Below are 23,394 nucleotides of genomic sequence, written 5' to 3'. Positions count from 1 at the left end.
ATGCCGCACGATCCGGATTGCGTATTCTGCAAGATCGCCAAGGGAGAGATTCCCGCGCCGAAAATTTATGACGACGGCGAGTTGTTGGCGATCAACGACATTCACCCCGCCGCGCCCGTGCATATTTTGATCATCCCGCACGATCACGTGCCGACGCTGCTGGATCTGCCGGACGACCGGTTCGATCTGGTCGGCAAGGTTTTCCGGCTGGCCGCCAAACTGGCGCGGGAAAAGGGCATCGCGGACAACGGTTTCAAGATCATGCACAACGTCAACGAGTGGGGCGGCCAACGGGTTTTCCATCTGCATTTTCACCTGCTGGGTGGCAAGGAGTTCAGCTTCTGAAATGAAACACCTCATCGCCTTGATTCTCGCACTGGGTTTGATCGGCGCCGCCACGGCTCTGGTTTGGGCGCAAGAATCCCCCTGTGCCGACGACGATGCCGTCTGTTGGCTCGAAAAACTCAAGGGCGACGACGCCGTCGCCATGCGCGCCGCCATACGCCTGGGCGCGCTGCAGTCCAAACCGGCCATCCCATTGCTCATTAAAAAGCTGGAAAGCAAGGACCAATACATGAGCACGGCCGCGCTCAACGCGCTGATCAAGATCGGCACGCCGGCCGTTCTGGATCTGGTCAAAGCCACGCAAAGCAAAAACGCGGCGGTGCGCAAGTACGCCGCGTACGCGCTGGGCAAGATCGGCGGCGACGACGCCTACGCGGCGGTGGCCAAGGCGGCGACGGACGAAGACGCACTCGTCCGCGAACAGGCGGCGGCCGCGCTGGGCATCATGAAAGACAAACGCGCCCTGCTGCCGCTGTTCGAACTGATCCGCGACCGGTCGGCCAAGGTCCGCGAGGAGGCCGCGCATTCGCTGGGAGCGGTCGGCGACCCGCGCGCCGCCAAGCACCTGATCGAGTACGGCCTGTGCGACATGTCGCCCGAGGTGGCGCGGGCTTCCACCCAGGCGCTCGTCGAATTGGGCGAGCCCGTCGTGGAACCGCTGATCGCCGATTACCCCGACAAGCCGGCCTTCGCCCGCCAGCGAATTCTGACGGCGTTGACCAACGTCGGCCTGACCGCGGGCGACAAGGCCAAACAGCGGGCGGCGCAGATGCAGATCTGGGTGCTGGAGAAAAACAGCGAAGCCGTCGACGTACGCCAGGTGGCGGCTTATTCGCTCGGTGAACTCGAGGCGAAGGACGGCATCGGCACGCTGATTCAAACCCTGGGCGCGGCGCAGAAAAGCGACAAGGACGAGGACAAGAGCCTGGCGGCGGCCTGCCGCATGGCGCTCGGGAAGATCTATCAGCGTTATAATCTGCCGCCCAACTATTAGCCGGGTGTTGAAAACACCCGGCGTGCGAATCATGGATGGATCGCCATTTCCGGCAACTTCCGAAGCCTATTAGAGGCGCGAATGAAACGCCTGCTGACGTGTTTGCTGCCGATTCTGCTGACCTGGACCTTATGGGTCGGGTGCGATCCGCGGCCGCAGGCGAACGATACACCCATGCCGACGCCGTTGCCGGGCAAAACCTACGAAAACGGGGAGGCCAAAATGCAATTTCGGCCGGTCGTTGCCGGGCAATTCTATCCCGGCGGACAGGAACAATTGCGGCAGGACGTCGATTCCTATCTGCAAAACGCCGTGGTGCCCGCCGACCTAGGCGACATTTTCGGCATCGTCGCGCCGCACGCGGGGTATGTGTATTCCGGGCCGGTCGCCGGCCACAGCTATCGAGCGGTGCAGGGGAAGAAGTACGATTTCGTCGTCGTGCTGGGCCTCAGCCACCGCGTGCCGGGCGAAGTGGCGCTGCTGCATTACGACTCCTACCTGACGCCGCTGGGCGCGGTGACGATCGACCGCGCGGCGACCGAACAACTGGCGAAGGCGGCGCCGTTCATCGACCGGAGCGATGAAATGTTCCGCTACGAGCACTCGCTCGAGGTGCAACTGCCGTTCATCCAGCGCGCCCTGCCGCAAACGCCGGTGGTGCTGATCGCCATCGGCTCGGCGCGACAGGATACTTTGCGGCAACTGGCCGCGGCGTTGGACAAAACTTTCGCCGACCGCCACGTGCTGTACGTCGCCAGCACCGATCTCTCGCATTTCCGCACCTACGATCAGGCCGTGAAAATCGACACGCAAAGCCTGGATTTTCTGGCGCGGCACGACCTGGAAGGCCTCTACAAGGCGCCGGAATTGCGCGAACGCATGTGCGGGCTGGGGCCGGTGACGGTCCTGTTCGAACTGTTCAAACGGCGCGGTGGCAAGGAAGCGCGCCTGCTGAAATACCTCAATTCCGGCGATACGTCCGGCGACAAATCGCGCGTCGTCGGTTACGGCTCGCTGGCATTGCTCGCGCAAGGAATGAAAACCATGGTGAAAACCGAGGAAACCAAACCCGCGGCGGACGCGGGCGGCGCGGAAGACTACCTGTCGGCCGACGATAAAAAAGAACTGTTGCAACTCGCCCGCCGGACGATCGAAGCCTACGTCAAAAACGGGAAAACGGTCGAATTCCAGCCGACCAGCGACGCATTGAAAAAAAACGGCGCGGCTTTCGTCACCTTGACGAAAAAGGCTGATCATCAGTTGCGCGGCTGCATCGGGCAGATCATCGCCACGATCCCGCTGTGGGAATGCGTGCGCGACATGGCCATCGCGGCCGCGACGCAAGACCCGCGGTTTTCCGCCGTGCGCGAGCGGGAAATCCAGGGCCTGCGAATCGAAATCTCCGTGTTGACGCCGCCGGTGCGGATCAAGGACATTTCCGAAATCCAGGTCGGTGTGCACGGCTTGATCATGTCCAAGGGCTGGAATCGCGGCCTGCTGCTGCCCCAAGTCCCGACCGAGTACGGCTGGGATCGAAACACGTTCCTGGATCAGACCTGCCGCAAGGCGGGAATGAACGCCGGTTGCTGGCGCGATCCCGACACCAAAATCGAACGCTTCGCCGCGATCGTCTTTTCCGAAACCGAATGAGCACTGCCGCCGCACCGCGCCGCGTTTTCATCGAAACGTTCGGCTGCCAGATGAACGACTACGACTCGGCGCGCATGCTGCGCCTGTTGCAACTCGACGGCTACGCGCCGACGACCGATCCAGCCGCAGCGGACGTCGTCATTCTCAACACCTGTGCGGTGCGCGACAAAGCCGAGCAAAAAGCGTTATCGAGCCTCGGCCGGCACAAGTTTTTGCGCGAGGAAAATCCCGCCGTCAAATTCGTCCTGGCCGGTTGCTTCGCCCAGCGCGCCGCGCGGAAGCTGTGGGAGAAATACCCGTTCATCCATCTGGTTTTGGGGACCGACGCCATCAGTCGCCTGCCGGCGCATTTGCGCGCGCTGGAAAAGGGCCGGGGGCCGATCATCGACGTGGAGTTCGCGGCGACCTACGAAGAGGACGTCGCGGATTTCGGCGATATTTTCCCGGGGAAGGGCTCCCCGGTCGCGGCGTTCGTCACGATCATGCGCGGCTGCAACAATTTTTGCGCCTATTGCGTCGTGCCTTACGTGCGCGGCCGGGAACGCAGCCGGCCGGAAGGTGAGATCCGACGGGAAATCGAACAGCTCGTCGGCCGCGGCGTCCGCGAAATCACCTTGCTCGGCCAGAACGTCAACTCATACGGCCTCGACCTCGGGCAAACCGAGGATTTCAGCGGGCTGCTGCGGCGCATCCACGAAATCGACGGGCTGGCGCGGCTCCGGTTTACCACCAGCCATCCGAAAGACCTGTCCGATCGGCTGATCCAATGTTTCGCTGATCTGCCCAAGCTGGCGAATCATCTGCATTTACCGGTCCAGTCCGGTTCCGACCGCATCCTGGCCGCAATGCGCCGGGGTTACGATTCCGCGGCTTACTTGCGCCGTATCGCCGCTCTGCGGCAGGCACGGCCGGATATCGCGCTCACCTCCGATCTGCTCGTCGGCTTTCCAGGCGAGACCGACGCCGATTTTCGGCAAACGATGGCACTGGTGGAGCAAATCCGTTATTCCAACATTTTCAGCTTCCGTTATTCGGTGCGGCCCGGAACCGCGGCGTCACGCCTGGCCGACGACGTACCGGACAAGGTCAAAATCGCGCGGTTGGAGGAGCTGCAGGCGCTGCAGCGGGAGATCACGCTGGCCGGGCACCGGGAGTTGGTCGGGAAGGAAGTTGTCGTGCTGGTGGAAAAATGCCAGCAAGATGGTCATCGTTATCCATGGAGCGGGAAATCCGGCTGTTACCGGGAAATTCATTTCCGCGGTGACGGCGTTGCACCGGGTGACATGATGCGGGTAAAGTGTACTCAGGCGTTCACGAATCACCTGCTCGGCGAATCCGTCGGACGTCTGGCTCCCGGTCGCTAGGAGGAAGCGATGACCATTAAAATGAACGTGATCGGCATCACCGTGGATCCGAACAGCAATTCGCCGATCGTGGTGCTTCGCGACGCCAGCGGCGAAAAAACGCTGCCGATCTGGATCGGCATCCTCGAAGCCAGTTCCATCGCCACTCAACTGGAAAAGGTTGAATTGGCGCGGCCGATGACGCACGATCTGTTCAGCGCCGTGCTGCGCGAGCTGGGCGTCAAGGTGAGCCGGATCGTCGTGAGCGACCTGCAAAACAACACTTATTTCGCGCGGATATTTTTTACCGACCAGACCGGCCGCGAATTCGAAATGGACGCGCGGCCCTCGGATTCGATCGCCATGGCCTTGCGGTTCGATGCCGCGATTCTGGTCGAGGATAACGTTCTCGAAAAAGCCCAGGAAATCGACAAGCGGATCATGGAAAACGTCAAGAAAAGCATGGAAGACAAGTGGAAGGAACTGCTCGACAACATCGATCCGGACGACCTGGGCAAATACCGCATGTAACCGGCAGCCATCCGGTTGTTCGGGTAATACCGATTGACAGGATGGGACGACCTCAATAGCATACGGCGAACTTTTCGGACAACGGGAGAAGGTTCGTGGCAAGAAAAGTCAAAATTACGCGGAAACAGATTAAGCAGGACGACCGTTTTCTCGCGACGATGAAAGAAGTCACGCGGAAAGTCGTTACCTCGGCGACGGACATCTCTTTCTATGAAAAAAATCGCCGGGCGATTCTCGGGGCCGTGATCGGCGTTGCCGTTTTGGTCGTCGCGATCGCCGTTTACGCCATCGTGGCGAAAGTCCAGACCGGCGCGGCGGAAAAAATGATGGCCAAGGCCGATGCGATCCTTCAGGCCGACATCGTCACGCCCGAGCAATTGAAAAACGATCCGCGGCTGGCCTCTCTGGGCGCCTACACCGACGCCAAGAAAAAATGGACCGAAACGGTCGAAGCGTTCAACGCCATCAGCGACGCTTACCCGCGGTCCAATTACGGCATCCTGGCGCTCCTGTACTCCGGAAACGCCTATTACGAATTGAACGACTACGAAAACGCCGCCGCCAAGTACCAGCAATACGTCGACAAGGCGGGCAAGGACGCGCCGTTCGCGCCGTTGGCCCGGCAGAATATCGGCTATTGCTATGAAAATTTGAACAAGCTCGATGAAGCCGAAAAAGTCTTCACGGCTCTTTCGGCCGAAGCCGGCGATACGACCGCGATGGTCAGCTTGTTCGACCTGGCCCGCATCTATGAAAAGAAACAACAGTGGGCCAAAGCGGTTGAAACCTTGAAAAAGGTCACGCAATCCGAACTGACCAAGAACCCCGGCTTTCTCCAATTCAAACAAGAAGCCGAAGGGAAATTGCAACTGCTCGCGGCCCAACACCCCGGGACGACATAAGTAATGCGCCGCGCCGGTATTTTCGTTTTTATTTCTCTGCTTCTGCTCGCGACTCTCCTGGTCGCCGGTTGCGCCGGCCAGGCGAGGGGTGTGATCCCGCTTTCCGATAATCCCGGCGATGAAGGCTTGCCGCTCCGCGTCTCCTGGGTGCGCACGTTGATGGAACAGGGCCGCGAGGACATCTGGCGCCCGATGCAATACGCGCCGCCAACCATCGCGGACAATGTCGTTTATCTCGGCAACACCGAAAACGTCTTTTACGCCTTCGACGCGTCCACCGGCGACACGCTTTGGAAATTCAACACCAATGGACCGGTGGAATCCGGAGCGACACTGTTGGGCGCCGACGCGGTCGTGATCGGCGACGGGGACGGCTACGTCTATTGTCTGAATCGCCAAACCGGTTTCGTCAAATGGGTGTATCGTGTCCAGGGGCAGGTCATGGGGCGAATTGTCACCGACGGTGATCTGGTCTTCGTCCGCACCACCCATGAGCGCGTTTATGCCTTGCGCGCCGCCGACGGCAAATGGAAATGGATGCAGTCGCGCGAAGTGCCGGTCAATTTCACTATCCGTGGCGTCGCCAGCCCGGTGCTGGACGGCGATCGCCTGCTGGTCGGCTATGCCGACGGTTATTTCATTGGTTATAACAAGGCTGACGGCACCGAGGTTTTCAAAACGCTGCTGGAGAAAGGCGAGCGTTTTCTGGATATCGACGCCACACCGATCCTCGACGGCGCCAACCTGTACGTCGCCAGTTACAGCGGAACCTTCTACTGCCTGTCGCGGGAGAATGCTTCCATTCAGTGGACCTTCCGGCAGGGGAGCGTCCAGAGCGCGGCGGTCGCCGGCGAGCGGGTTTTCCTGGGCGACGATCAAGGTTTCGTGCATGCGCTGAATAAACGGACGGGAGAATTGTACTGGAGTTACGACCTCCGTGAGAACGATCAGAAACGATCCATCGCCAAAAGCCCACGGCGACGGTTGAAGGCGCCGACCAATCCGGTGCCGTTCAACGGTCTGATTCTGGTTGCCAGTTCGTCCGGTTATATTTACGCCTTGGATCAAGCGGTGGGTCAGGAAAAATGGGAATATTGGCCCGGCTTCGGCGTCACAACAGAAATCGTCACACACGGCAATTCCATCTTCATCCATACCAACTTCGGCAATCTTTATTGTTTGAAGCCAAACTACCGGTTTAACGACAAAAACTAGCCAGATTTCCGCAGCGGAAGAGAGTGAAGAATAGAAAAAGGATTTACAATGGCAATATTACATAATATATCTTATGCGCATTGTCTATTTGAGTAGGATGGGCGCTTTATTTCTCGCCGCGAGCGATTTTCAATTGTTCGGCGAGATTATCACGAATCACCTTTTCGATCTGATCGGCATTCATTTTATTCGGTTCGTTGGTCAGTTCCGTCAATGCTTCCCAGGCTTGCTGGTGTATCCGGTCATATAGCCGCGTATAAAAAACATGGAACAACTGTCTCATCTCCGCTTGTATCACCACTGCCCGTCGCCGTTGTTCCTTGTCGGTAGTCTGCAAGGTCCGCCATTGCGCCAGTCGATGAAGAACCACGTCAGCCATCAGGCCGTCAACGGCAGCGATGAAATCCTGCGTCGCGGTTGCCGATGGATTCGCCTTCCAGGCCGCCCAACGCGCCTGCAGAATCGTTTGGTAAGCCACACCGGTTTCCTGACCCAGTTCACGCGCAAACGCCTCGACCGGCCCCAGCAGTGCCTCGATATGCGCAATTCGTTCCGACATGGTCAGCGCCGTTTCCTGTGGATCTTTCGGCGTCAGCAGCGCTTCGATGTGATACAGGCAAACCCGAAGCAACGTGCGGCGCAGAATGATCGATTGGACATCGTCCACGTAGCCTTTTTTCCCTTCCGCGATGGAATCGGCGATTTTCCCATGCAAGTCCGCTTTTTGAACGAAACGCTTGGTTTCCTTGACCAGCGATTCGAGCGGCCCGCGATACATTTTCTTCATCGCGGTCCAATCCGGCGGTTGCGCTTGCAAGGCCCGATCGAATTCGTTGATTTGCGAAACCGCGGTTTGCAGGCGCGACAAGCTCATCGGGCGCCGAACGTTCAGTATGCTCAAAATAATAAGCGCAATAATTGCCGCGGCAATGAAATATAGAACGTTTTTAGTGTTTTTCTGCAACATTGATTACGGTGTGCCTCTTGGTCAGATTCGGCGAATCGTGCCGTTTTCCATCGCGGTCGATGATCAGCGCGTCGCATTGCGGATAATATTGCGCCAACATGGCCAAACCGGCTTCCGGCCCGAGGACGAAAACCGCCGTCGCCAGGCCATCGGCCAAAACCCCGTTCGGGGCAATAATCGTCACGCTCTGTGATAAGGACGCCGGTCGTCCCGTGTGCGGATCCATGATGTGATGATAGCGAACGCCGTCGTGCATCACATACCGTTCGTAATCCCCGGAGGTCACGATCGCCAGGTCGCCGCTTGCTTTGATCACGGCAAAATAATCGTCACGGCCGCGCCGGGGATGTTGAATCCCGATCCGCCAGGGTTCGCCGTTTTTCGAGCCGCTGACCATCATATCGCCGCCGGCGTTCACAATGGCGTTTTTAACGCCCCTCGCCTTCAACGCGGCCATGGCGCTGTCGGTGGACCAGCCTTTGGCAATGCCGCCCAAATCCACCGCCATGTCAGTCCGCGTCAAATAGGCGGTGTGATTCGCCGGGTCGAGTTGCAGTTGCCGGTAGTCGACTCTTTGCAAGGCCTGCCGCAGTTCCTCGTCATTTGGAATGCGAAAGTTTTCCGGATGGCGCAGATTGTAAAGACGTCCGATCCCGACGAAGGTAACGTCGAAAGCGCCCTGCGAATGTTCGGAGATCTCCCTGGCGAGGGAGATGATGTCGAAAATATCCTCATGGATTTTTACCGGAGCTTGGCCGGCATTTTGGTTGAGCCGAAAGATATCGCTGCTCGGCAATTCCGGATGGGCGTCCGCCTGCAACTGTTCGATCGCCTGAAAACCGGCGGCGATCGCTTCGCGGGCCGATGTTTCCGGCAAGCCGGCGACTTGGATTTGCACGTAGGTTCCCAGGAGTTCGCGCTGTTCAGAGATGGTTTCGTTTGGCGTGACTGTGGCTGACGGCGCGGTTGGCGGCGAACAAGACAATAGTCCGCCCGTCACGAGGAGCACGAGCAGTAATTTTTGCCACCGATCGCGGCGAACCATGGCTTTCCTTTTCCACGAATTGTGCCGACTAGTAAACGGGGAGTCGGGGCAATCGTCAAGGCTTTACCAATGATTCCTCATCCGTTTATAATTCAACGAGGGAGGCTCCTACCATGAGAAAGTATTTTTTCATCCTTTTACTCATTTGCGTCGGTTGTCTTCTGCTGTCCTGCGGCACCGGCAGCGACTCGACGTTAGACAACCGCGGCGGCGACTCCAACGGCACGACGGAAGATGATGACGACAACGATAACGCGCCTCTCGACGATGATGACGATGATAATGACGATAACGACGACAACGACGACAACGATGACGACTCCACGTATCCGCCGTATGAAGGCGATTTGTCGCGACTGGAAGTCAACCCAGGATTTTGCGCCGAGCCCGCCGGCTATGGTGTGCAATTCGGCGCTCGCGGATGGAATCCGAATGGAGATGAAGTGCAAGGCGTCTATCCGAATTGGAAAAGTCTGAACGAGACGGTCGCGACGATTGATGAATCCGGCTTGGCGACAACCATCGCCAACGGCAAAGCAACCATCAAGGCCCAATGGGTCAACTCAAACGACATGGAGTTGACCGCTACCGCCGATCTATGGGTGACCGGGGACGTGTTTGCTTTGGATCAAGCCAACGGGAATCTCGTTCAAATTGATATTGCCAAAAAGAAAATCCGTCCAGAATACATCATCGGCCTGACCGCCGGTTCGACGCTGGGTATGGTCATCGAAAACTATACTTTCGCCGCAGTGGCGGTCGACAATCAACCGACCGGAGCCATCGAGTACGTATCACTTGATATTGAGAACCCCTATTTCATTGATTCACTCGAGTTGTATGACAATCATCGCGGCCTCCAAGCGATCTGCAATTCCTACAATCAAATCGTCTATCTCGCGGAACCGGAAACCAGCGATTTGACTCTTTTCCAGCAAAACACCAATACACCCTACTTCAGCGATCTAGTCGGGGTCATTCTGCTGCGCGATAATGCCCATCCCGTATCGCTGATTGAGTTGAAACATCAATATCTGGTGGTGCTGACAGATAACGGCGCCGACCGTTCGCGGTTGGCCGATTCGGCTGCCCTTTACTTTTTCGACAACAATACCAATGCCCTGCAACTGATGGTCCCGGTGAGTATAACCAATCCCAAAAAGATCGACCGGGCATTCGACGATCAAAACAACGAGATCCTGGTTACGCTCGGCGGCTCGGATAATTCCTCCGGTCCGACCACGCTCGATTTTTGGGACGAGATTGGCGGGAATTTGCAAAGCGCGACTTTGGCCACGGCGGTCAATGCCATGGCCAGCGGCAATCACCGTGCAGTTTGGCTTGGCGATGCCGATCAGCCGCGTTTGTACGTGTACGGGACCGAAGAATCGGATTGGATTCGCGGGCTCGGCAATCCGTTGATTCTACCGAGCGGCTCCGCTGTCACCACCATGGAAATGAATGTTTCGCGCCGCGAAGTCTGGGTAGCCAATGATGAAGGGACCATCTTCCTCTACGGCCTCGATTCCTACGCATTGAAGGACACCTACGAGTGCGACGGGTGCGGGATCGTGGACCTGGCGATCTGGTGAGCAACGCCCGGATTAATTGTTGAACGAAGCCCAGGCTTGCAGAACAGTCAGGGTTTTTTCGATGGCCGCCAAAGTCTTCAATTCATCGTGCTGCGCAAACAAGGTCAGCCGGTCGTAATGCCAGGTGTGAAAGCCCCCCTGCTCCAAAGCCTCGCCGCACGCCAGCAAATCGAATTCGTCCCGATTCGGCGGGTTGACCGCGAGAATCATGCGCGGCGCCTGATCGAAAAAGACCAGGGCCAGTTGCGCCTCCTTTTCGCGGAAAATCGTCCGCACCAGCAATTGGTAATCCTGTTGCCGCGAATGCGGCAGGCCGACCACCACCAGTCGATGACCCGTGAGCGGGACTTCATGCAGCGCGCCGCCGGCCATTTCCCGGATTTGCCGCCATTGGTCCAGGCCGATTTTTTTTAAAGCCGGATCGAACGCCTCGAAACGCCGCTCGGCCAAGGGCGAGATGGCCTGGCGGATGCCGAACGGTTCACCGGCGACGGCTAAAAAAACCAGCAGCCAGCTCAACCAAGGTTCGCCGGCCGTCGCCGGCCCCTGCTCCACCGCCTCGACCAGCTCCCGCATCCAGGGTTCGGGTTTGTCCAGGTATTCGAGGAGCAGCCGCGACGACAAATGGTGTCGCGGTTCGTTGACCAACCGGACGCCGTTGCGCAACAGCAAAGCTTGCTGTTCGCGGCTTTGGTAATGGTGGTCGAGCCAGACCTTTTCGGTCAGGCCGGAGCGCTTCAGAACGGTTTCCACCACCGGCAAGTCCTCGTCCACCAAGGGCAGATTGAACACGTGCAGCGCGTTGAAACGCAGGTTCGTCATCAACGCCGGCGAGGAAAAAACGAGGCGCCCTAAGCCTTCCGGTGCGAAGAGCCAGGATTGCAGTCCCGGGAGCCGCGAGGCCCAGATCGCCGCGCCGGCGATGCCGTCGAGCGTGGCGGAGGCCACCAGCACCGGTTCGGGGTTGTAAATATTCGCCAGGACCTGGGTCACGCCGGCGCATCCTTTTCTTGCAAAAACGCCAAGGTTTTACGAGGGAGATCGCCAAAACCGCCATTGGAAAGAAAAACCGCTTGATCGCCCGGCGACAGGCATTTTTGCAACAAATCCAACACCGCCGGGTAATCGGAAGCTCGCCAGGCCTCTTTGCCTTGGATTCGTAAATCGGCGACCAACCGTTCCACGTCGAGCTTGTCGCCCGGAATTCCTTTGGTGAGGGCTTGGACCTCGCAGAGAATCACCACGTCGGCCGCGCCGAAAGAGGCGGCGTATTCCTGTTGGAAAAACGCCCGCCGCGAGGTATTGGTGCGCGGCTCGAAAATCGTCACCAATCGTCGATTCGGCCGGATCGCGCGCAAGCTTTCCAGGGTGACGCGCACGGCGGTCGGATGGTGGGCGAAATCGTCGATCACCAATACGCCGGCCGCCTCGCCCAACACCTGTTGGCGGCGTTTGACGCCGGTAAACGAGGCCAGCCCGGCGCGCAAGGCTTCATCGCCGATGCCCAGCCGATCGGCCAGTCCGATCACGCCAAGGATATTGAGGAGGTTGTACTCGCCGACGATCGTCGATCGATAAACCCCGCGGCTTTTTCCGTCCGCAAACACCTCGAAAGACATGCCGGCGGGTCGCAGGTCAAGAATTCGCCCGGTGAGATCGGCGTCGTCGCACAAACCGAACGTGCGCGCGGCGCAAGGCGCCAACGGCAACAAGTCGCGCACCCGCGGGTTGTCGATGCCGGCGACCAGCAAACCATCCGGAGGAAGATTGACGACCAATTGGCGGAAGGCGTCGATGACGGCCGCCAGATCGGCGTAAATGTCGGCGTGATCGAATTCGATGTTGCCCAGCACCGCCAGATCGGGCCGGTAGCGGACGAACTTGGGCACCTTGTCGAACCAGGCCGTGTCGTATTCGTCGCCCTCCACGACGGCCAGCGAACCGCCGCCGACGCGATAGCCGCGCCCGGTGTTTTCCAGGACGCCGCCAACCAGATAAGTGGGATCAAAACCGGCGTTTTCCAGCACCCAGGATAAAAGCGCCGTCGAGGTCGTTTTGCCGTGCGTCCCGCAAACGGCCGACAGGATTTTTCCGTCGAAGAAGAAAAGCCGCAGTGCCTCGGCCATCGAGACGTAAGGAATGCCACGTTCCAACACCGCGTCGCCTTCCGGATTTCCTTTGCTGATCGCATTGCCGATCACCACCAGATCGGGACGCGGTTCGAGGTGTTCCGGTTTGTAACCCTCCAAGACCGGGATGCCCCAGGCGGCCAGTTTTTCGCTCATCGGCGGATAGATCGCCTGGTCGCTGCCCGTCACCCGGTAGCCCTTTTCTTTCAGCATTCCGGCCAGGGTGCCCATGCCGACGCCGCAAACGGCAACCAGGTGAATATGCCTGACCGTGGAAATTTCAACGGGGATCATTTTCCAGTTCCTCGATCACCGCGTCGTGCACCAATGGACGCAGTTGTTTGATCGTTTCGTTTTGCCGGGTCGGGTGAACGCGATTGGTCAATAATACCACGAGCAGCCGGCGATCGGGATCGGCCCAGGCGCTGACGCCGGTGAAGCCCAGGTGGCCGAAGGTCCGCGGGCCGAAATGCCGGCCGGTACTCGATCCGCGCCGGCTGGGCGAGTCGAATCCCAGGCGGAACGAATCTTCCTCCCGGTCCGCCGGCTTTTGCATGAACCGGGCGACGACCTCCGGTTTGAACAATCTTCCCTGCCCCGCCAAAGCCGCTTGAATCTCCTGGAGCACGACGCCGGCGCCGCGCGCCGTGCCGAACAGACCCGATTGCCCGAGCGCGCCGCCGGCCGCCCAGGTGTTTTCATCGTGCACCTCGCCGGCTAAAACGCGACCACGCCAGGGGCAATCTTCCGTGGCGGCCAGCGAAGGCACCGCGCGCGGCCGGCGTTGCAAATAGGCGAGTTCGTCCGCCCCCAGCGGACGAAATATTTCCCTTTCGACCCATTCATCGAGCGGCTTCGCCAGCGTGCGGGCCAACGCCTCTCCCACCATCGCCATGCCGATATCGCTGTAAACCTGTCGCGTTCCGGGAACAGACTCCGGTTGTTCGACCAGAATTTCACGGAGAATCAGCCGTTTTCCTTCCGGTGAATTGAGCATCGCGGGAGGGACCCGGCGAAAGAACGGCTTCCAGGCGGCGGCGCCGCTCGAATGGTTCAGGAAGCGCCGGAACGGCTGCGCGGCAAACGCGGCGTGAACTTCCGGCAGGTATTCGCCGAGCGGCGCGTCGAGTTCGATCAATCCCGACTGAACGGCCAGCATGACCGCGGGAACCGTCGCCAGAATTTTCGTCAAGCTGGCCAGATCGAACCAGGTCGACGGCACAACCGGAGCGGGCTGGTCGTACCGGGTGACGCCATGGGCCGATTCGTGCCGCAGTTCACCCTGCCATTCGACCCGCAACACCGCACCGGGAACGCGACGTTCCCGAGTCGCCTCTTCCAGCATGGCCGCGGCGTGAGTCAGCATACGCCGCCTTCAAGAAAATGCACTTCCGGCGGCGAGGTGTTCAGGCGAACGCGGGCGCCGATCGGCACCAGGCGATTCTTTTCACCATGGCCGATCGGCAGGCCGGCGATGATCGGCACGCCCAGATCGCCGAGCCGGTCGAGCAGAATCGTATCGAGCAGCGTCGGATCGACGGCCGGGCCGAAATCGCCGCCGGCGACGCCAAGGATGCCGCTCAAATGGCCGCCCAGCCGTAACGCGGTCAGATACCGGTCGATGCGATAGGGCGGCTCGTTGACGTCTTCCAGCAATAGAACGGCGCCGGCTAGCGAGGGCAATCGTCCGGCCAGCGCGGCATGCGCCAGAATCGTCAGATTGCCGCCGAGCAGCGGTCCCTCGGCCTCGCCGGCCAAGACAACCCGTGTCGCCTCTCCCGCGACCGGGGGCGGCGGCACATCGCTTTCCAGGGTTTGCCAGAAATGCTCCTGTTCGTCCGCGGTCAACCGATCGATTTGCGAACCGGCGATCATCGGGCCGCTGAAGGAAACCAAATGGAAGCGGCGCCACAACTCGAGATGCAAGATGGTCAGGTCGGAAAAACCGATGATGATTCTAGGTTCGGCGGCCAGCGGTTCCAGATCGAGCTCGTCCAGGATCCGCAAGGTGCCGTAACCGCCGCGCGCGGCGACGAGGGCGCGGATCTCACGGTCGGCGAGTAAGCGATTGAAAGTGCCGGCGCGCTGCGCGTCCGGGGCGGCCAGATAGGCCGTCGGTTCCTGCAAATTTTCCAGGCCGTGCACGCGATAACCGCGCTTTTGCCAGAACGAAACGCCGCGCCGCAGTTGCTCGTCGGCGAACGGACCGGCCGGCGCAAAAACACCGATGCGGTCGCCGGGGCGCAAACGCGGCGGTCGGATGGTTGAAAAAACTGGTGGCTGAAGCGAAGGCACTTAATCTTTTTGGGTTCTTTGCCGTTCGTCCATAATATTCTCAAGGGTGTTGATCAACGAAACCAGATCCTTTTGCCGATTCTGCTTTTTCGCGAAGCCGATCATCTCGTGAATCAGAAAGGCGAGATCGTTCAAGTCGTAATCGACCAATTTCGCTTCCAATTGACCTTTTTTGTGGGCGGCGATGATCTCTTCGAGATTATAAAAACCCATCAGAACCCCTCCTCGCTTGGGTTTCAATCATTTTGTATATCGGATTCGGAACGCAAAGCAAGCGGTCGGGTTTCGTCGGCGAGAAAACGATCCGCCTGATAGGACGAGCGCACCAGCGGACCGGCGGCGACGTGCGCAAAACCGGCGTTTTTCGCACGGTCTTCCCAGGCGGCGAATTCCTCCGGCGGAACGTAGCGTTCGACCGGCAAATTCGCCAGCCGAGGCCGCAGATATTGACCGATCGTCAGCGCATTCACGCGGTGCGCCCGCAGATCGGCCAGCAGTTCCACCACTTCCGCGTCGGTTTCGCCGAGGCCCAGCATGAAGCCGCTTTTCACCAGGATGTCCGGCCGCAGGGCCGCCAGGCATTTGAGAACAAAGAGGCTGCGCCGGTAATCGGCTTGCGGCCGCGCCGTCGGGTACAGGCGCGCCACCGTCTCCACGTTGTGGTTGAAAACCTGGATCGGCGCCTGGGCGATGGCCACGAGCGCCGTCTCGTCGGCCTGGAAGTCGGGGGTCAGCACTTCGATGGTCGCCGCCGGCAACGTCTCCCGGACCGCCAGGATCGTTTCGACGAAATGCCCGGCGCCGCCCAGCGGCAGATCGTCACGGGTGACGCTGGTGATCACCACGTGGCGCAACCCGAGATCCTTGGCGGCTTGCGCGACATGGTAGGGCTCCTCGGGATCGAGGGGCGCCGGATGGCCGGCGGCGACATTGCAGAAGCCGCAGTGTCGCGAACAGACCGGCCCCATGATCAGAAACGTCGCGGTGGTGCGACCGAAGCACTCGCCGATATTAGGGCAGCGCGCCTCCTCGCAGACGGTGTGGAGCCCCTGCCCGCGCAGCTTGCGTTTCATTTCGTGCAGACGGGCCAAATCCTGTTTGGTGCGGCGCAGCCAGGGCGGCAGGCGCGAACTCATCCGTATCCTCCTTCACCCAGCCAGGCTCCCCAGCGCTGCAAGGCGACCATTTTCGCCCAGTGATGCGCCGGATCCGCGAGAGCCGGATCGGCGGCCAGAACCTCGGCGGCGGCCCGGTGGATATCTTCCAGCAGCGACAGCTCACGCTGGATCCATTTACCGAAGCGGAGCGGCGGCAGACCGCTCTGCCGGGCGCCCATCATTTCGCCGGGACCGCGCAATTTCAAGTCGGCTTCGGCGATCGCAAAACCATCGTGACAGGAGGCCAGCAGGCGCAGGCGCTCCAGTGATTTTTCGCCGCTTGCTTCGTCGTACGAGAGCAGGCAGAGGGCTTCGGCGCCGTCCCGACCGATCCGGCCGCGCATCTGATGCAATTGACTCAACCCGAACCGTTCGGCGTTCTCCACCACCAGCAACCCGGCGTTCGGGATATCCAAGCCGACCTCGACGACGGTCGTGGCGACGATCGCGTCCAGTTCGCCCGCCGCCAAGGCCGCGATGATCCGGCGGCGCGCCTCGGGCATAACCTTGCCGTGCAGCACTTCCAATCGGAATTCGGCCAGCGGGCCGTTTTTCAATTCGGCGTGCAACTGCACCGCGTCGCTCTGCCCTTCCGTCGCGGCGGCCAAACGCGGCGCGACGATATACCCGCGCCGACCTTGCCGCAGCCGGTCGGCGACCTCCCGATACATCGACACACGGTCCGCGCGCGTCATCAGGTGGGTGGTCACCTTTCCCTCGCCGCCCGGCTTTTCGCGCAAGACGGAAATATCCAGATCGCCGCACATCGTCAGCGCCAGCGAACGCGGGATCGGCGTGGCGCTGAGGACCAGCACATCCGGCCGGACGCCCTTGCTCACCAGTTTGGCGCGTTGTTCGACCCCGAATTTGTGCTGCTCGTCGATCACCGCCAGTCCGAGCCGGGGAAATTCGACGTCACCGCTCAGCAACGCATGCGTGCCGATTACCACTTGCGCGCTGCCTAACCGCACCAGATCCTTGAGGCGGCGCTTTTTCGGCGGCGCCTCGGTGCCGATCAAGAGCACGCAGGAGACGCCGAGCGGCTCCAGAATCCGCGAAAACCGCTCCCAATGCTGCTCGGCGAGGATTTCGGTGGGCGCCAGGATCGCGGTCTGATAACCGCTTTGCGCGGCCACGAACGCGGCCAGGACCGCCAGGATCGTTTTTCCCGAGCCGACTTCACCATGCAGCAGGCGATGCATCGGCCGGTCGCTTTGCAAATCGGCCAGAATTTCCCGCCAGGTATTCGCCTGATCGGCGGTCAACGAAAACGGCAGAGACGCGAGCAACGCGTCCAGCCGCGACGACTCGCAATGGAACGCGATGCCCGTCGCGCGGGCGAACAGGCGGCGCCGCAACTGCATCGCCAGTTGAAAGACGAACCATTCCTCCCAGATTAGGCTGCGCAATGGCGGCGAATCCGGGGTCAACAACTTTTCGACGTCGCCCGGCAGATCGGCCGGCGGTTGATGCAGAAAGCCCAGCGCCGCGCCGACGGTCAGCAGCCCGGACCGTTCGCGCAGCGGCGCCGGCACGCCGCCGATCCAGTCGCCGGCGAACCGTTCGCCGGCCACGCGCTGCAATTTCCGCCAGGTCCGCTGGCCGATTCCCTCCAGTTCGCTGTAAAGCGGCACGATGGTCGCCGGCGGCGGCAAGTCGTCGGCATAGATATCGCCGTCAGGATTTTGCAGTTGCAGCTTGTCCTGATAGCTGTCCACCGGGCCGCTGAGCTGAACGCGATCGCCCTTCGCGAAACGCTGCCCGGCGAAGCCGAACCAGACGACGGCGATGGTCCCGCTGTCATCGGCCAGTTCCGCGACGGTGCGGCGCAACCGTCCGCGTCCACCCGTCGACCGAACCTGGATCAGCGTCCCGCGTACCGTGGCCGGCCGGCCGGGCTCAAGCGCCGCAATGGGCGAAACGAGCCGCCGGTCGTCGTAGCGGGCCGGCAGGGTATAGAGCAGATCCGCGACGGTGCGGATGCCCTTGCGTTCGAAAAGCGAGGCGATTTTCGGGCCGACGCCCGGCAAGACGCCGATCGGTTCGAGATAGCGGCAATGATAAGGGACGGTCACGGTCATGGACTCATCCGTCGCTGGCGGCGGCGAATGATTACTTCCGGCGCGGCCGACGGTTGCGGCGTCGCGGTTTATCGCCGGCCGGTCGGGGCTCGCCGCCACCGCTGCCGCTGCCGCTGCCACCGCCGCTACCGGGGTTGCCGCCGGCGGCTTTGGGTGGATTGGCGTTTGGTTGCGGTTGTTGTTCGTGCGGCCGGCGGTAGCCGCGGTTGCGCTGATCCTGGCGGCGCGGCGGTTCGACGAGTTTGGAGTCGGCGAACACCAGATCCATGCGGGCCTCGTCGACCACGTCGTCGGTGTCGGAAATGACCGGCTTGGTCACCGGACGTGGATGGCGGCGCGAAATCCGCCGCATTTGCTGGTCTTTGTGCAACCGTTCTTTCTGTTCGCGCGCGATTTGCACGTATTTGTCGATTTTGTTTTTCACCAGATCGATCGTCGTCGGCGGCGGGCTGGGCAGCGTCAGGCGCTCGCTGTTGAGCACCTTGTCGGCCGCGATCATCACTTCCACTTGTTCGATCAGGCGCATCGCGTCTTCCAGGAATTGCCGTTGATACTCGTGATCGAACGTTTCAAAGCCGGTGAAGACGTTGCGCAAGTCGTTCAAAATCACTTCGAAGCCGATGCGCAAATCCTTGCGTTTCAACAGGCGGACCACCTGTTCGCGCACGAAGGCGCCGACGTCGGAAAAGCGGGCATCGCCGTTCTTGTTTTCCAGGTGCGAGGTCACCGTGGCGCGGAGCTGCTCCACTGTCTGCCTGATCTCATCCATCTTGTTGCCTCCAGCCTTGCCGGATACCGAACCGCCGGGCGGCCCGCCAGACGCGCCGTTTTTCGGTTCGGTTCAACGGCCGGCATAACGCGGAATCATCATGCGCTTTATACGCCGGAAAGTATTGGGTCATCAAGCTGACCGGGATTCGCCGGCCGAGGCGACGCGTCAGCACGCGCAGCACCCGCCGGCTCTGCGCGACCTGGCCCGGCAAGACGAGGTGGCGGATCAACACCCCGCCGTCGGCCAGGCCGTTGTCGGCGATCCGTAGCGGTCCGTATTTCCGGCACAGATACCGCACCGCGCGAAAATTCGTGGCGGGCAGATCGTCGCGGCCGGACAGGCGCCGGGCCAACCGGCGGTCCATATATTTGAAATCCGGCAGCCAGATTTGCACGATTCCATCGAGCAAAGCCAGGATCTCGATGTTTTCGTAGCCGCTCGTATTGGCGAGCAGCGGGATGGTCAGGCCGCGCCGGCGCGCCAGATACGCCGCGGCGGCGATTTGCGGCCAATAGTGCGTGGGATTGACCAGGTTGATGTTGTGCACGCCGCTTTTTTGCAGGGCGAGCATGCGCTCAGCGACTTCCTCGATGCTCAACCGCCGGCCGACGCCTTGCTGGCTGATCGGCCAGTTCTGGCAATAAAGGCAGCGCAAGACGCAATGTGAGAAGAACAGCGTGCCCGACCCGTCGGCACCGCTGATCGGCGGCTCCTCGCCGCGATGGACCGTCGCCGAGGCCAGCTCGACGATCGATTCGGCGCCGCAGGCGCCGCGCTTGCCGGCGAGGCGGTCAGCGCCGCATCGGCGCGGGCAAATCCGGCAGGGAGACAAGAGACGGTGCAGTTCCCGCACCGCCGCCAGATGTTGGGCCGCCGGCAGCAAGGTTTCCATTAGAACCGATAGAACTGCGCGGGCTCGATGTGCTTGTAGCGATCGGCCTTCAGGCGGCGCAAGGCCAGTTCGCGAATGAAGGTGCGATAAGCGTCCCGATCGCGCGGATCCAGGTGCTTGACCTTTTTTTCAATCGCCTTGGCGGCCGACAACGGGTGAAAGATGTAACCCTTACTGAAGTACCATTCGTCGCCGAGCGGCAGCAAGCGCGCTTCGAAAACCTGCCCCTTGGTAAAGGCGTTGGGCACTTCCTCGACGACGAAGTATTTTATTTTATCGGCCAGGTCGCGCAAATGCACGCCGGTTTTGTCGATTTTTTGCACGCTGAACAGGCTGTGCACGTTCTTTAAAAATCCTTCGTACAGGCGCAGGTTTTCCGCCGGTAGCCGGTCTTGTTGCGCCTGGATGAAAGCCGCGAGCGGGGTCTGCCGGCCGTGCGGCAAAACCCGTTCGAACAAAAACCAGTCGAGAAAACGGTCCAGATGCGCCTCGAAAAGCTCGTCGTCCTCGTTGATGCTGCCCATGCCGGCGAAATATTCGACGCGGGCGGCCAGCAGATCGACGTGGAAGTTTTCGTCGGCGTAGCGTTGCAATTCATCCAAATACAGTTCCACGGACATGGGTTATCCCTGATAGGCGATCTTGCCATCGACAATGGTGTAACGAATGACGCCCGGCAGTCGCCAGCCGAGAAAGGGCGTGTTCCGCGATTTCGACTGCACCCGGGCCGCCGTGTAATCGAATTCCTCGTCCGGATTGAACACGGTGACGTCCGCGGGGCGCCCGGGCGCCAGCGAGCCGGCCGGCAGGCCGACGATCGCGGCCGGCGAGGTCGACAACAGTTCAATCGCGCGGCGCAGCGTCAGTTTTTTCTGGTGGACGAGCCGCAGGGTCAGGCCCAGCGCCGTTTCCAGGCCGATGATGCCGTTGGCCGCCTTGTCGAATTCGATCTGCTTATGGATGCGGCCGTGCGGCGCGTGGTCGGTGGCGATCGCGTCGACCGCGCCGTCGGCCAGGCCTTTGATCAAGGCCGCCCGGTCGGCGCGCGAACGCAGCGGCGGCGACATCTTGCAGTTGGTGTCGTATTCGCGGACGTCCTCGTCGATCAGGGTGAAGTGGTGCGGCGTCACCTCGCAGGTCACGGGGATCTTCTTCTGTTTCGCCCAGCGCACCAGATCGAGGGCGCCGGCGGTGGACAGGTGGCAGATGTGCAGGCGGCAGCGGGTCAATTTGGCCAGCAGGATGTCGCGCGCTACCGCGATTTCCTCGGCGGCGTCGGGAATGCCCGGCAAGCCGTTCTCGGTGCTGGTCGGGCCTTCGTGCATCAGGCCGTCGGCGATCATGTCGGGGTCCTCGGCATGGCTGAGCACGACCATGCCCGCCTGGCGCGCCAGTTCGAAGATGCGGCGCTGCAATTCGCTGTTGCGGATCGGCACGCCGTCGTTGCTGTAGGCGATGACGCCGGATTCCTTCATCTGGAGCAGGCTGGCGATGGCCTCGCCCTTCAGGCCGATCGTGGACGCGCCGACCGGGTAGACCTTGCACAGCGCCTGCCGCGCCTGGCCGAGAATGAAGCCGGTGATCGTGTAATTGTCGTTGACCGGATCGGTGTTGGCCATGCAGCAGATGCTGGTGAAGCCGCCGGCCACCGCGGCCCGCGACCCGGTGAAGATGGTCTCGCGGCCTTCGAAGCCCGGTTCGCGCAGGTGCGTGTGCAGGTCGACGAACCCCGGCGCCACCACGCAACCGGCCGCGTCGAGCTTTTTGGCCTGGCCTTTGAATTTACCCGGCGCCGTCAGCTCGACGATCTTACCGGCCTGGATCAGGACGTCGAACGGCGCATCGATGTTCTGCGACGGATCGATGACCCGTCCGCCGTGGATGAGCGTTTTCAATTGCCACCTCCGGTCACGAGATACAAGAGGGCCATGCGCACCGCGACCCCGTTGGTCACCTGGTTGAGAATGCGCGACCGAGCGCCGTCGGCGGTTTCGGAGTCGATTTCCACGCCGCGGTTCATTGGGCCGGGATGCATGATGATCGCGTCCTTCTTGGCCAGTTTGAGCCGCTTTTCGTTGAGGCCGAAATACCGGCTGTATTCGCGGGTGCTGGAAAACAACGGCCGGTTCTGTCGTTCGAGCTGAATGCGCAGCATCATGATGACGTCGACCCCGCGGATCGCCTCGTCGGGATTGGAAAACACCTGCACGCCCAGCTTCTCGATGCCGACCGGCATCATCGTGGCCGGGCCGGCGATGCGCACCTCGGCGCCCATCCGCGTCAGCCCGTAAATGTTGGAGCGCGCCACCCGGCTGTGGGAAATGTCGCCGATGATCGCCACGCGCAGGCCGTCGAAGCCCTTTTTCTCGTCGCGGATCATCAGCATGTCCAACAGCGCCTGGCTGGGATGCTCGTGCGCGCCGTCGCCCGCGTTGATCACCCCCGGCTCGATCATCTTGGCCAGCATGTGCGGCGCGCCCGCGCAACCGTGCCGGATGACGATCACGTCGGGATGCATCGCGTCGATGTTGCGGACCGTATCGAGAAAGGTCTCGCCCTTGCCCACCGAACTTTCGGAAGCGGTGAAATTCACCACGTCGGCCGAGAGCCGTTTGGCGGCGATTTCGAAGCTCGTGCGGGTGCGGGTGGATTTTTCGTAAAACAGGTTGACGACCGTGCGCCCTTGCAGGGCCGGCGCCTTTTTCACCCGGCGAGCGACGAACTCGCGGAAGGAATCGGCGGTGTTGAGGATCAAGTTGATTTCCGCAACCGACAAATCCTTCAACCCCAGGATGTCCTTGCGGTTGAGCTTCATTCCTGGCCCTCCTCGGAATCGACTTCGGTCAGTACGGCGACCTTGTCGGTGCGGCCGCGCCCGGCGGCGATGCTCACCTCGACTTTTTCCTCGCGGGCCGTATCTAGAATTTGCCCGTAGTAGTCCGGTTGGATCGGCAACTCGCGGTGGGCGCGCCGGTCGATCAGCACCGCCGCGCGGATGCAGGACGGGCGCCCGTAATCCATCAGGGCGTCCAGCGCGGCGCGGAACGTGCGGCCGGTGAACAGCACGTCGTCGACCAGCACGATCCATTTGTCGTCGATGTCGAATTCGATTTCCGTCTTTTTCAAGAGCGGTGTCCGGCCGTCCAGATCGTCGCGGTACAAGGTGATATCCAGCATCCCGATGGGGACGTCGATGTTCTCGGTGGCTTTCAGAAAATCGGCCAGGCGCAAGGTCAGGTTGACCCCGCCTGTCCGAATACCGATCAAGGCCAACTGTTTCAAATCGGGGCAATCCTCGATCACCTCGGCCGCGATGCGGCGGATGGTCCGGTCGACCCGTTCGGCATTCATGATTCGGCGTCGATGAACGATAGTCATGCGCTTCTATCCTGGGTTTTTGGTGAAGAGCGATCCGTTTTCGAGCGGCGCAAATCTACCATTGCGCCACCGATGGTGTCAATCATGGACGAACGATCAAGATGTT

General features: G+C 60.9%; 24 protein-coding genes. 8 read left to right on the top strand and 16 right to left on the bottom strand.

Annotated features, from left to right (window positions below; genetic code table 11):
• From GX444_07765 to GX444_07735, 7 genes are all read left to right on the top strand, one after another.
• Complete coding sequence (locus tag GX444_07765) at nucleotides 1-345, top strand: histidine triad nucleotide-binding protein (protein NLH48486.1); 345 nt, start codon at nucleotides 1-3, stop codon at nucleotides 343-345.
• A 1-nt stretch (nucleotide 346) separates the two neighbouring features.
• Complete coding sequence (locus GX444_07760) at nucleotides 347-1,339, top strand: HEAT repeat domain-containing protein (GenBank protein ID NLH48485.1); 993 nt, start codon at nucleotides 347-349, stop codon at nucleotides 1,337-1,339.
• Between the two features lie 81 nt (nucleotides 1,340-1,420).
• Nucleotides 1,421-2,989: an AmmeMemoRadiSam system protein B gene (gene amrB, locus GX444_07755; protein NLH48484.1), complete on the top strand. Its 1,569-nt coding sequence runs from the start codon at nucleotides 1,421-1,423 to the stop codon at nucleotides 2,987-2,989.
• A complete protein-coding gene (gene miaB / locus GX444_07750; GenBank protein NLH48483.1) occupies nucleotides 2,986-4,353 on the top strand; it encodes a tRNA (N6-isopentenyl adenosine(37)-C2)-methylthiotransferase MiaB in 1,368 nt (455 codons plus the stop codon). Before amrB ends, miaB begins: the two co-directional genes overlap by 4 nt.
• A 9-nt stretch (nucleotides 4,354-4,362) precedes the next feature.
• Nucleotides 4,363-4,863 carry a bifunctional nuclease family protein gene (locus tag GX444_07745; GenBank protein NLH48482.1) on the top strand — a complete coding sequence of 167 codons (501 nt, stop codon included), beginning with the start codon at nucleotides 4,363-4,365 and terminating at the stop codon, nucleotides 4,861-4,863.
• 95 nt (nucleotides 4,864-4,958) lie between these two features.
• Entirely contained in the window at nucleotides 4,959-5,765 is an 807-nt protein-coding gene (locus GX444_07740; protein NLH48481.1) for a tetratricopeptide repeat protein, read from the top strand.
• 3 nt (nucleotides 5,766-5,768) lie between these two features.
• Nucleotides 5,769-6,980, top strand: a complete 1,212-nt coding sequence (locus GX444_07735) for a PQQ-binding-like beta-propeller repeat protein (GenBank protein ID NLH48480.1) — start codon at nucleotides 5,769-5,771, stop codon at nucleotides 6,978-6,980.
• A gap of 106 nt (nucleotides 6,981-7,086) precedes the next feature.
• On the opposite strand, the gene GX444_07730 is transcribed toward GX444_07735, so the two are convergent.
• From GX444_07730 to GX444_07720, 3 genes are all read right to left on the bottom strand, one after another.
• On the bottom strand, nucleotides 7,087-7,947 hold the full coding sequence (locus GX444_07730) for a hypothetical protein (GenBank protein ID NLH48479.1): 861 nt from the start codon (nucleotides 7,945-7,947) through the stop codon (nucleotides 7,087-7,089).
• Complete coding sequence (locus tag GX444_07725) at nucleotides 7,928-8,992, bottom strand: FAD:protein FMN transferase (GenBank protein NLH48478.1); 1,065 nt, start codon at nucleotides 8,990-8,992, stop codon at nucleotides 7,928-7,930. Before GX444_07725 ends, GX444_07730 begins: the two co-directional genes overlap by 20 nt.
• Before the next feature lie 194 nt (nucleotides 8,993-9,186).
• The gene (locus GX444_07720; protein ID NLH48477.1) at nucleotides 9,187-9,441 is read right to left on the bottom strand and encodes a hypothetical protein; all 255 of its coding nucleotides are present in this window, start codon (nucleotides 9,439-9,441) and stop codon (nucleotides 9,187-9,189) included.
• On the opposite strand from GX444_07720, the gene GX444_07715 reads away from it, so the two are divergent.
• On the top strand, nucleotides 9,436-10,584 hold the full coding sequence (locus GX444_07715; GenBank protein ID NLH48476.1) for a hypothetical protein: 1,149 nt from the start codon (nucleotides 9,436-9,438) through the stop codon (nucleotides 10,582-10,584). The two genes, GX444_07720 and GX444_07715, sit on opposite strands and share 6 nt — an antisense overlap.
• A gap of 12 nt (nucleotides 10,585-10,596) precedes the next feature.
• Here GX444_07715 and GX444_07710 read toward each other — a convergent pair whose 3' ends face one another.
• Genes GX444_07710 through pyrR form a run of 13 tightly spaced genes read right to left on the bottom strand, consistent with a single transcriptional unit; the run spans nucleotide 10,597 to nucleotide 23,282 of the window.
• Nucleotides 10,597-11,577 carry a hypothetical protein gene (locus tag GX444_07710; GenBank protein NLH48475.1) on the bottom strand — a complete coding sequence of 327 codons (981 nt, stop codon included), beginning with the start codon at nucleotides 11,575-11,577 and terminating at the stop codon, nucleotides 10,597-10,599.
• A complete protein-coding gene (locus tag GX444_07705; protein ID NLH48474.1) occupies nucleotides 11,574-13,007 on the bottom strand; it encodes a UDP-N-acetylmuramate--L-alanine ligase in 1,434 nt (477 codons plus the stop codon). The genes GX444_07710 and GX444_07705 overlap by 4 nt, the downstream gene beginning before the upstream one ends.
• Entirely contained in the window at nucleotides 12,994-14,079 is a 1,086-nt protein-coding gene (locus tag GX444_07700; GenBank protein NLH48473.1) for a beta-lactamase family protein, read from the bottom strand. The genes GX444_07705 and GX444_07700 overlap by 14 nt, the downstream gene beginning before the upstream one ends.
• Complete coding sequence (locus tag GX444_07695) at nucleotides 14,073-14,960, bottom strand: LD-carboxypeptidase (GenBank protein NLH48472.1); 888 nt, start codon at nucleotides 14,958-14,960, stop codon at nucleotides 14,073-14,075. Before GX444_07695 ends, GX444_07700 begins: the two co-directional genes overlap by 7 nt.
• A 48-nt stretch (nucleotides 14,961-15,008) precedes the next feature.
• On the bottom strand, nucleotides 15,009-15,221 hold the full coding sequence (locus GX444_07690) for a hypothetical protein (protein NLH48471.1): 213 nt from the start codon (nucleotides 15,219-15,221) through the stop codon (nucleotides 15,009-15,011).
• A 23-nt stretch (nucleotides 15,222-15,244) separates the two neighbouring features.
• Nucleotides 15,245-16,144 (bottom strand): lipoyl synthase, encoded by a 900-nt coding sequence (lipA, locus tag GX444_07685; GenBank protein NLH48470.1) that lies wholly within the window; start codon nucleotides 16,142-16,144, stop codon nucleotides 15,245-15,247.
• A complete protein-coding gene (locus GX444_07680) occupies nucleotides 16,141-18,246 on the bottom strand; it encodes an ATP-dependent DNA helicase RecG (GenBank protein ID NLH48469.1) in 2,106 nt (701 codons plus the stop codon). The genes lipA and GX444_07680 overlap by 4 nt, the downstream gene beginning before the upstream one ends.
• Nucleotides 18,247-18,277: 31 nt before the next feature.
• Complete coding sequence (locus GX444_07675; protein ID NLH48468.1) at nucleotides 18,278-19,015, bottom strand: hypothetical protein; 738 nt, start codon at nucleotides 19,013-19,015, stop codon at nucleotides 18,278-18,280.
• Nucleotides 19,008-19,910, bottom strand: coding sequence for a radical SAM protein (locus tag GX444_07670; GenBank protein ID NLH48467.1), 903 nt, complete (start codon nucleotides 19,908-19,910; stop codon nucleotides 19,008-19,010). The genes GX444_07675 and GX444_07670 overlap by 8 nt, the downstream gene beginning before the upstream one ends.
• Nucleotides 19,910-20,530: a hypothetical protein gene (locus GX444_07665; protein NLH48466.1), complete on the bottom strand. Its 621-nt coding sequence runs from the start codon at nucleotides 20,528-20,530 to the stop codon at nucleotides 19,910-19,912. Before GX444_07665 ends, GX444_07670 begins: the two co-directional genes overlap by 1 nt.
• 3 nt (nucleotides 20,531-20,533) lie before the next feature.
• Nucleotides 20,534-21,805 carry a dihydroorotase gene (locus tag GX444_07660; GenBank protein NLH48465.1) on the bottom strand — a complete coding sequence of 424 codons (1,272 nt, stop codon included), beginning with the start codon at nucleotides 21,803-21,805 and terminating at the stop codon, nucleotides 20,534-20,536.
• Nucleotides 21,802-22,725 (bottom strand): aspartate carbamoyltransferase catalytic subunit, encoded by a 924-nt coding sequence (locus tag GX444_07655; GenBank protein ID NLH48464.1) that lies wholly within the window; start codon nucleotides 22,723-22,725, stop codon nucleotides 21,802-21,804. Before GX444_07655 ends, GX444_07660 begins: the two co-directional genes overlap by 4 nt.
• Nucleotides 22,722-23,282, bottom strand: coding sequence for a bifunctional pyr operon transcriptional regulator/uracil phosphoribosyltransferase PyrR (gene pyrR / locus GX444_07650; GenBank protein NLH48463.1), 561 nt, complete (start codon nucleotides 23,280-23,282; stop codon nucleotides 22,722-22,724). Before pyrR ends, GX444_07655 begins: the two co-directional genes overlap by 4 nt.
• Nucleotides 23,283-23,394 lie beyond the last annotated feature (112 nt).

This window comes from Myxococcales bacterium (assembly GCA_012517325.1).
Lineage (GTDB): Bacteria > Lernaellota > Lernaellaia > Lernaellales > Lernaellaceae > JAAYVF01.
Note: the sequence above shows the minus strand (reverse complement) of the source record. Positions and strands in the feature narration are given on the sequence as shown.

What these genes read in the sequence shown, in the direction of transcription:
- GX444_07765 (NLH48486.1), top strand. Translation starts at nt 1, where the DNA reads ATGCCGCACGATCCGGATTGCGTATTCTGCAAGATCGCCAAGGGAGAG.
- GX444_07760 (NLH48485.1), top strand. Translation starts at nt 347, where the DNA reads ATGAAACACCTCATCGCCTTGATTCTCGCACTGGGTTTGATCGGCGCC.
- amrB (NLH48484.1), top strand. Translation starts at nt 1,421, where the DNA reads ATGAAACGCCTGCTGACGTGTTTGCTGCCGATTCTGCTGACCTGGACC.
- miaB (NLH48483.1), top strand. Translation starts at nt 2,986, where the DNA reads ATGAGCACTGCCGCCGCACCGCGCCGCGTTTTCATCGAAACGTTCGGC.
- GX444_07745 (NLH48482.1), top strand. Translation starts at nt 4,363, where the DNA reads ATGACCATTAAAATGAACGTGATCGGCATCACCGTGGATCCGAACAGC.
- GX444_07735 (NLH48480.1), top strand. Translation starts at nt 5,769, where the DNA reads ATGCGCCGCGCCGGTATTTTCGTTTTTATTTCTCTGCTTCTGCTCGCG.
- GX444_07730 (NLH48479.1), bottom strand. Translation starts at nt 7,947, where the DNA reads ATGTTGCAGAAAAACACTAAAAACGTTCTATATTTCATTGCCGCGGCA.
- GX444_07725 (NLH48478.1), bottom strand. Translation starts at nt 8,992, where the DNA reads ATGGTTCGCCGCGATCGGTGGCAAAAATTACTGCTCGTGCTCCTCGTG.
- GX444_07705 (NLH48474.1), bottom strand. Translation starts at nt 13,007, where the DNA reads ATGATCCCCGTTGAAATTTCCACGGTCAGGCATATTCACCTGGTTGCC.
- GX444_07700 (NLH48473.1), bottom strand. Translation starts at nt 14,079, where the DNA reads ATGCTGACTCACGCCGCGGCCATGCTGGAAGAGGCGACTCGGGAACGT.
- GX444_07690 (NLH48471.1), bottom strand. Translation starts at nt 15,221, where the DNA reads ATGGGTTTTTATAATCTCGAAGAGATCATCGCCGCCCACAAAAAAGGT.
- lipA (NLH48470.1), bottom strand. Translation starts at nt 16,144, where the DNA reads ATGAGTTCGCGCCTGCCGCCCTGGCTGCGCCGCACCAAACAGGATTTG.
- GX444_07680 (NLH48469.1), bottom strand. Translation starts at nt 18,246, where the DNA reads ATGACCGTGACCGTCCCTTATCATTGCCGCTATCTCGAACCGATCGGC.
- GX444_07675 (NLH48468.1), bottom strand. Translation starts at nt 19,015, where the DNA reads ATGGATGAGATCAGGCAGACAGTGGAGCAGCTCCGCGCCACGGTGACC.
- GX444_07670 (NLH48467.1), bottom strand. Translation starts at nt 19,910, where the DNA reads ATGGAAACCTTGCTGCCGGCGGCCCAACATCTGGCGGCGGTGCGGGAA.
- GX444_07665 (NLH48466.1), bottom strand. Translation starts at nt 20,530, where the DNA reads ATGTCCGTGGAACTGTATTTGGATGAATTGCAACGCTACGCCGACGAA.
- GX444_07655 (NLH48464.1), bottom strand. Translation starts at nt 22,725, where the DNA reads ATGAAGCTCAACCGCAAGGACATCCTGGGGTTGAAGGATTTGTCGGTT.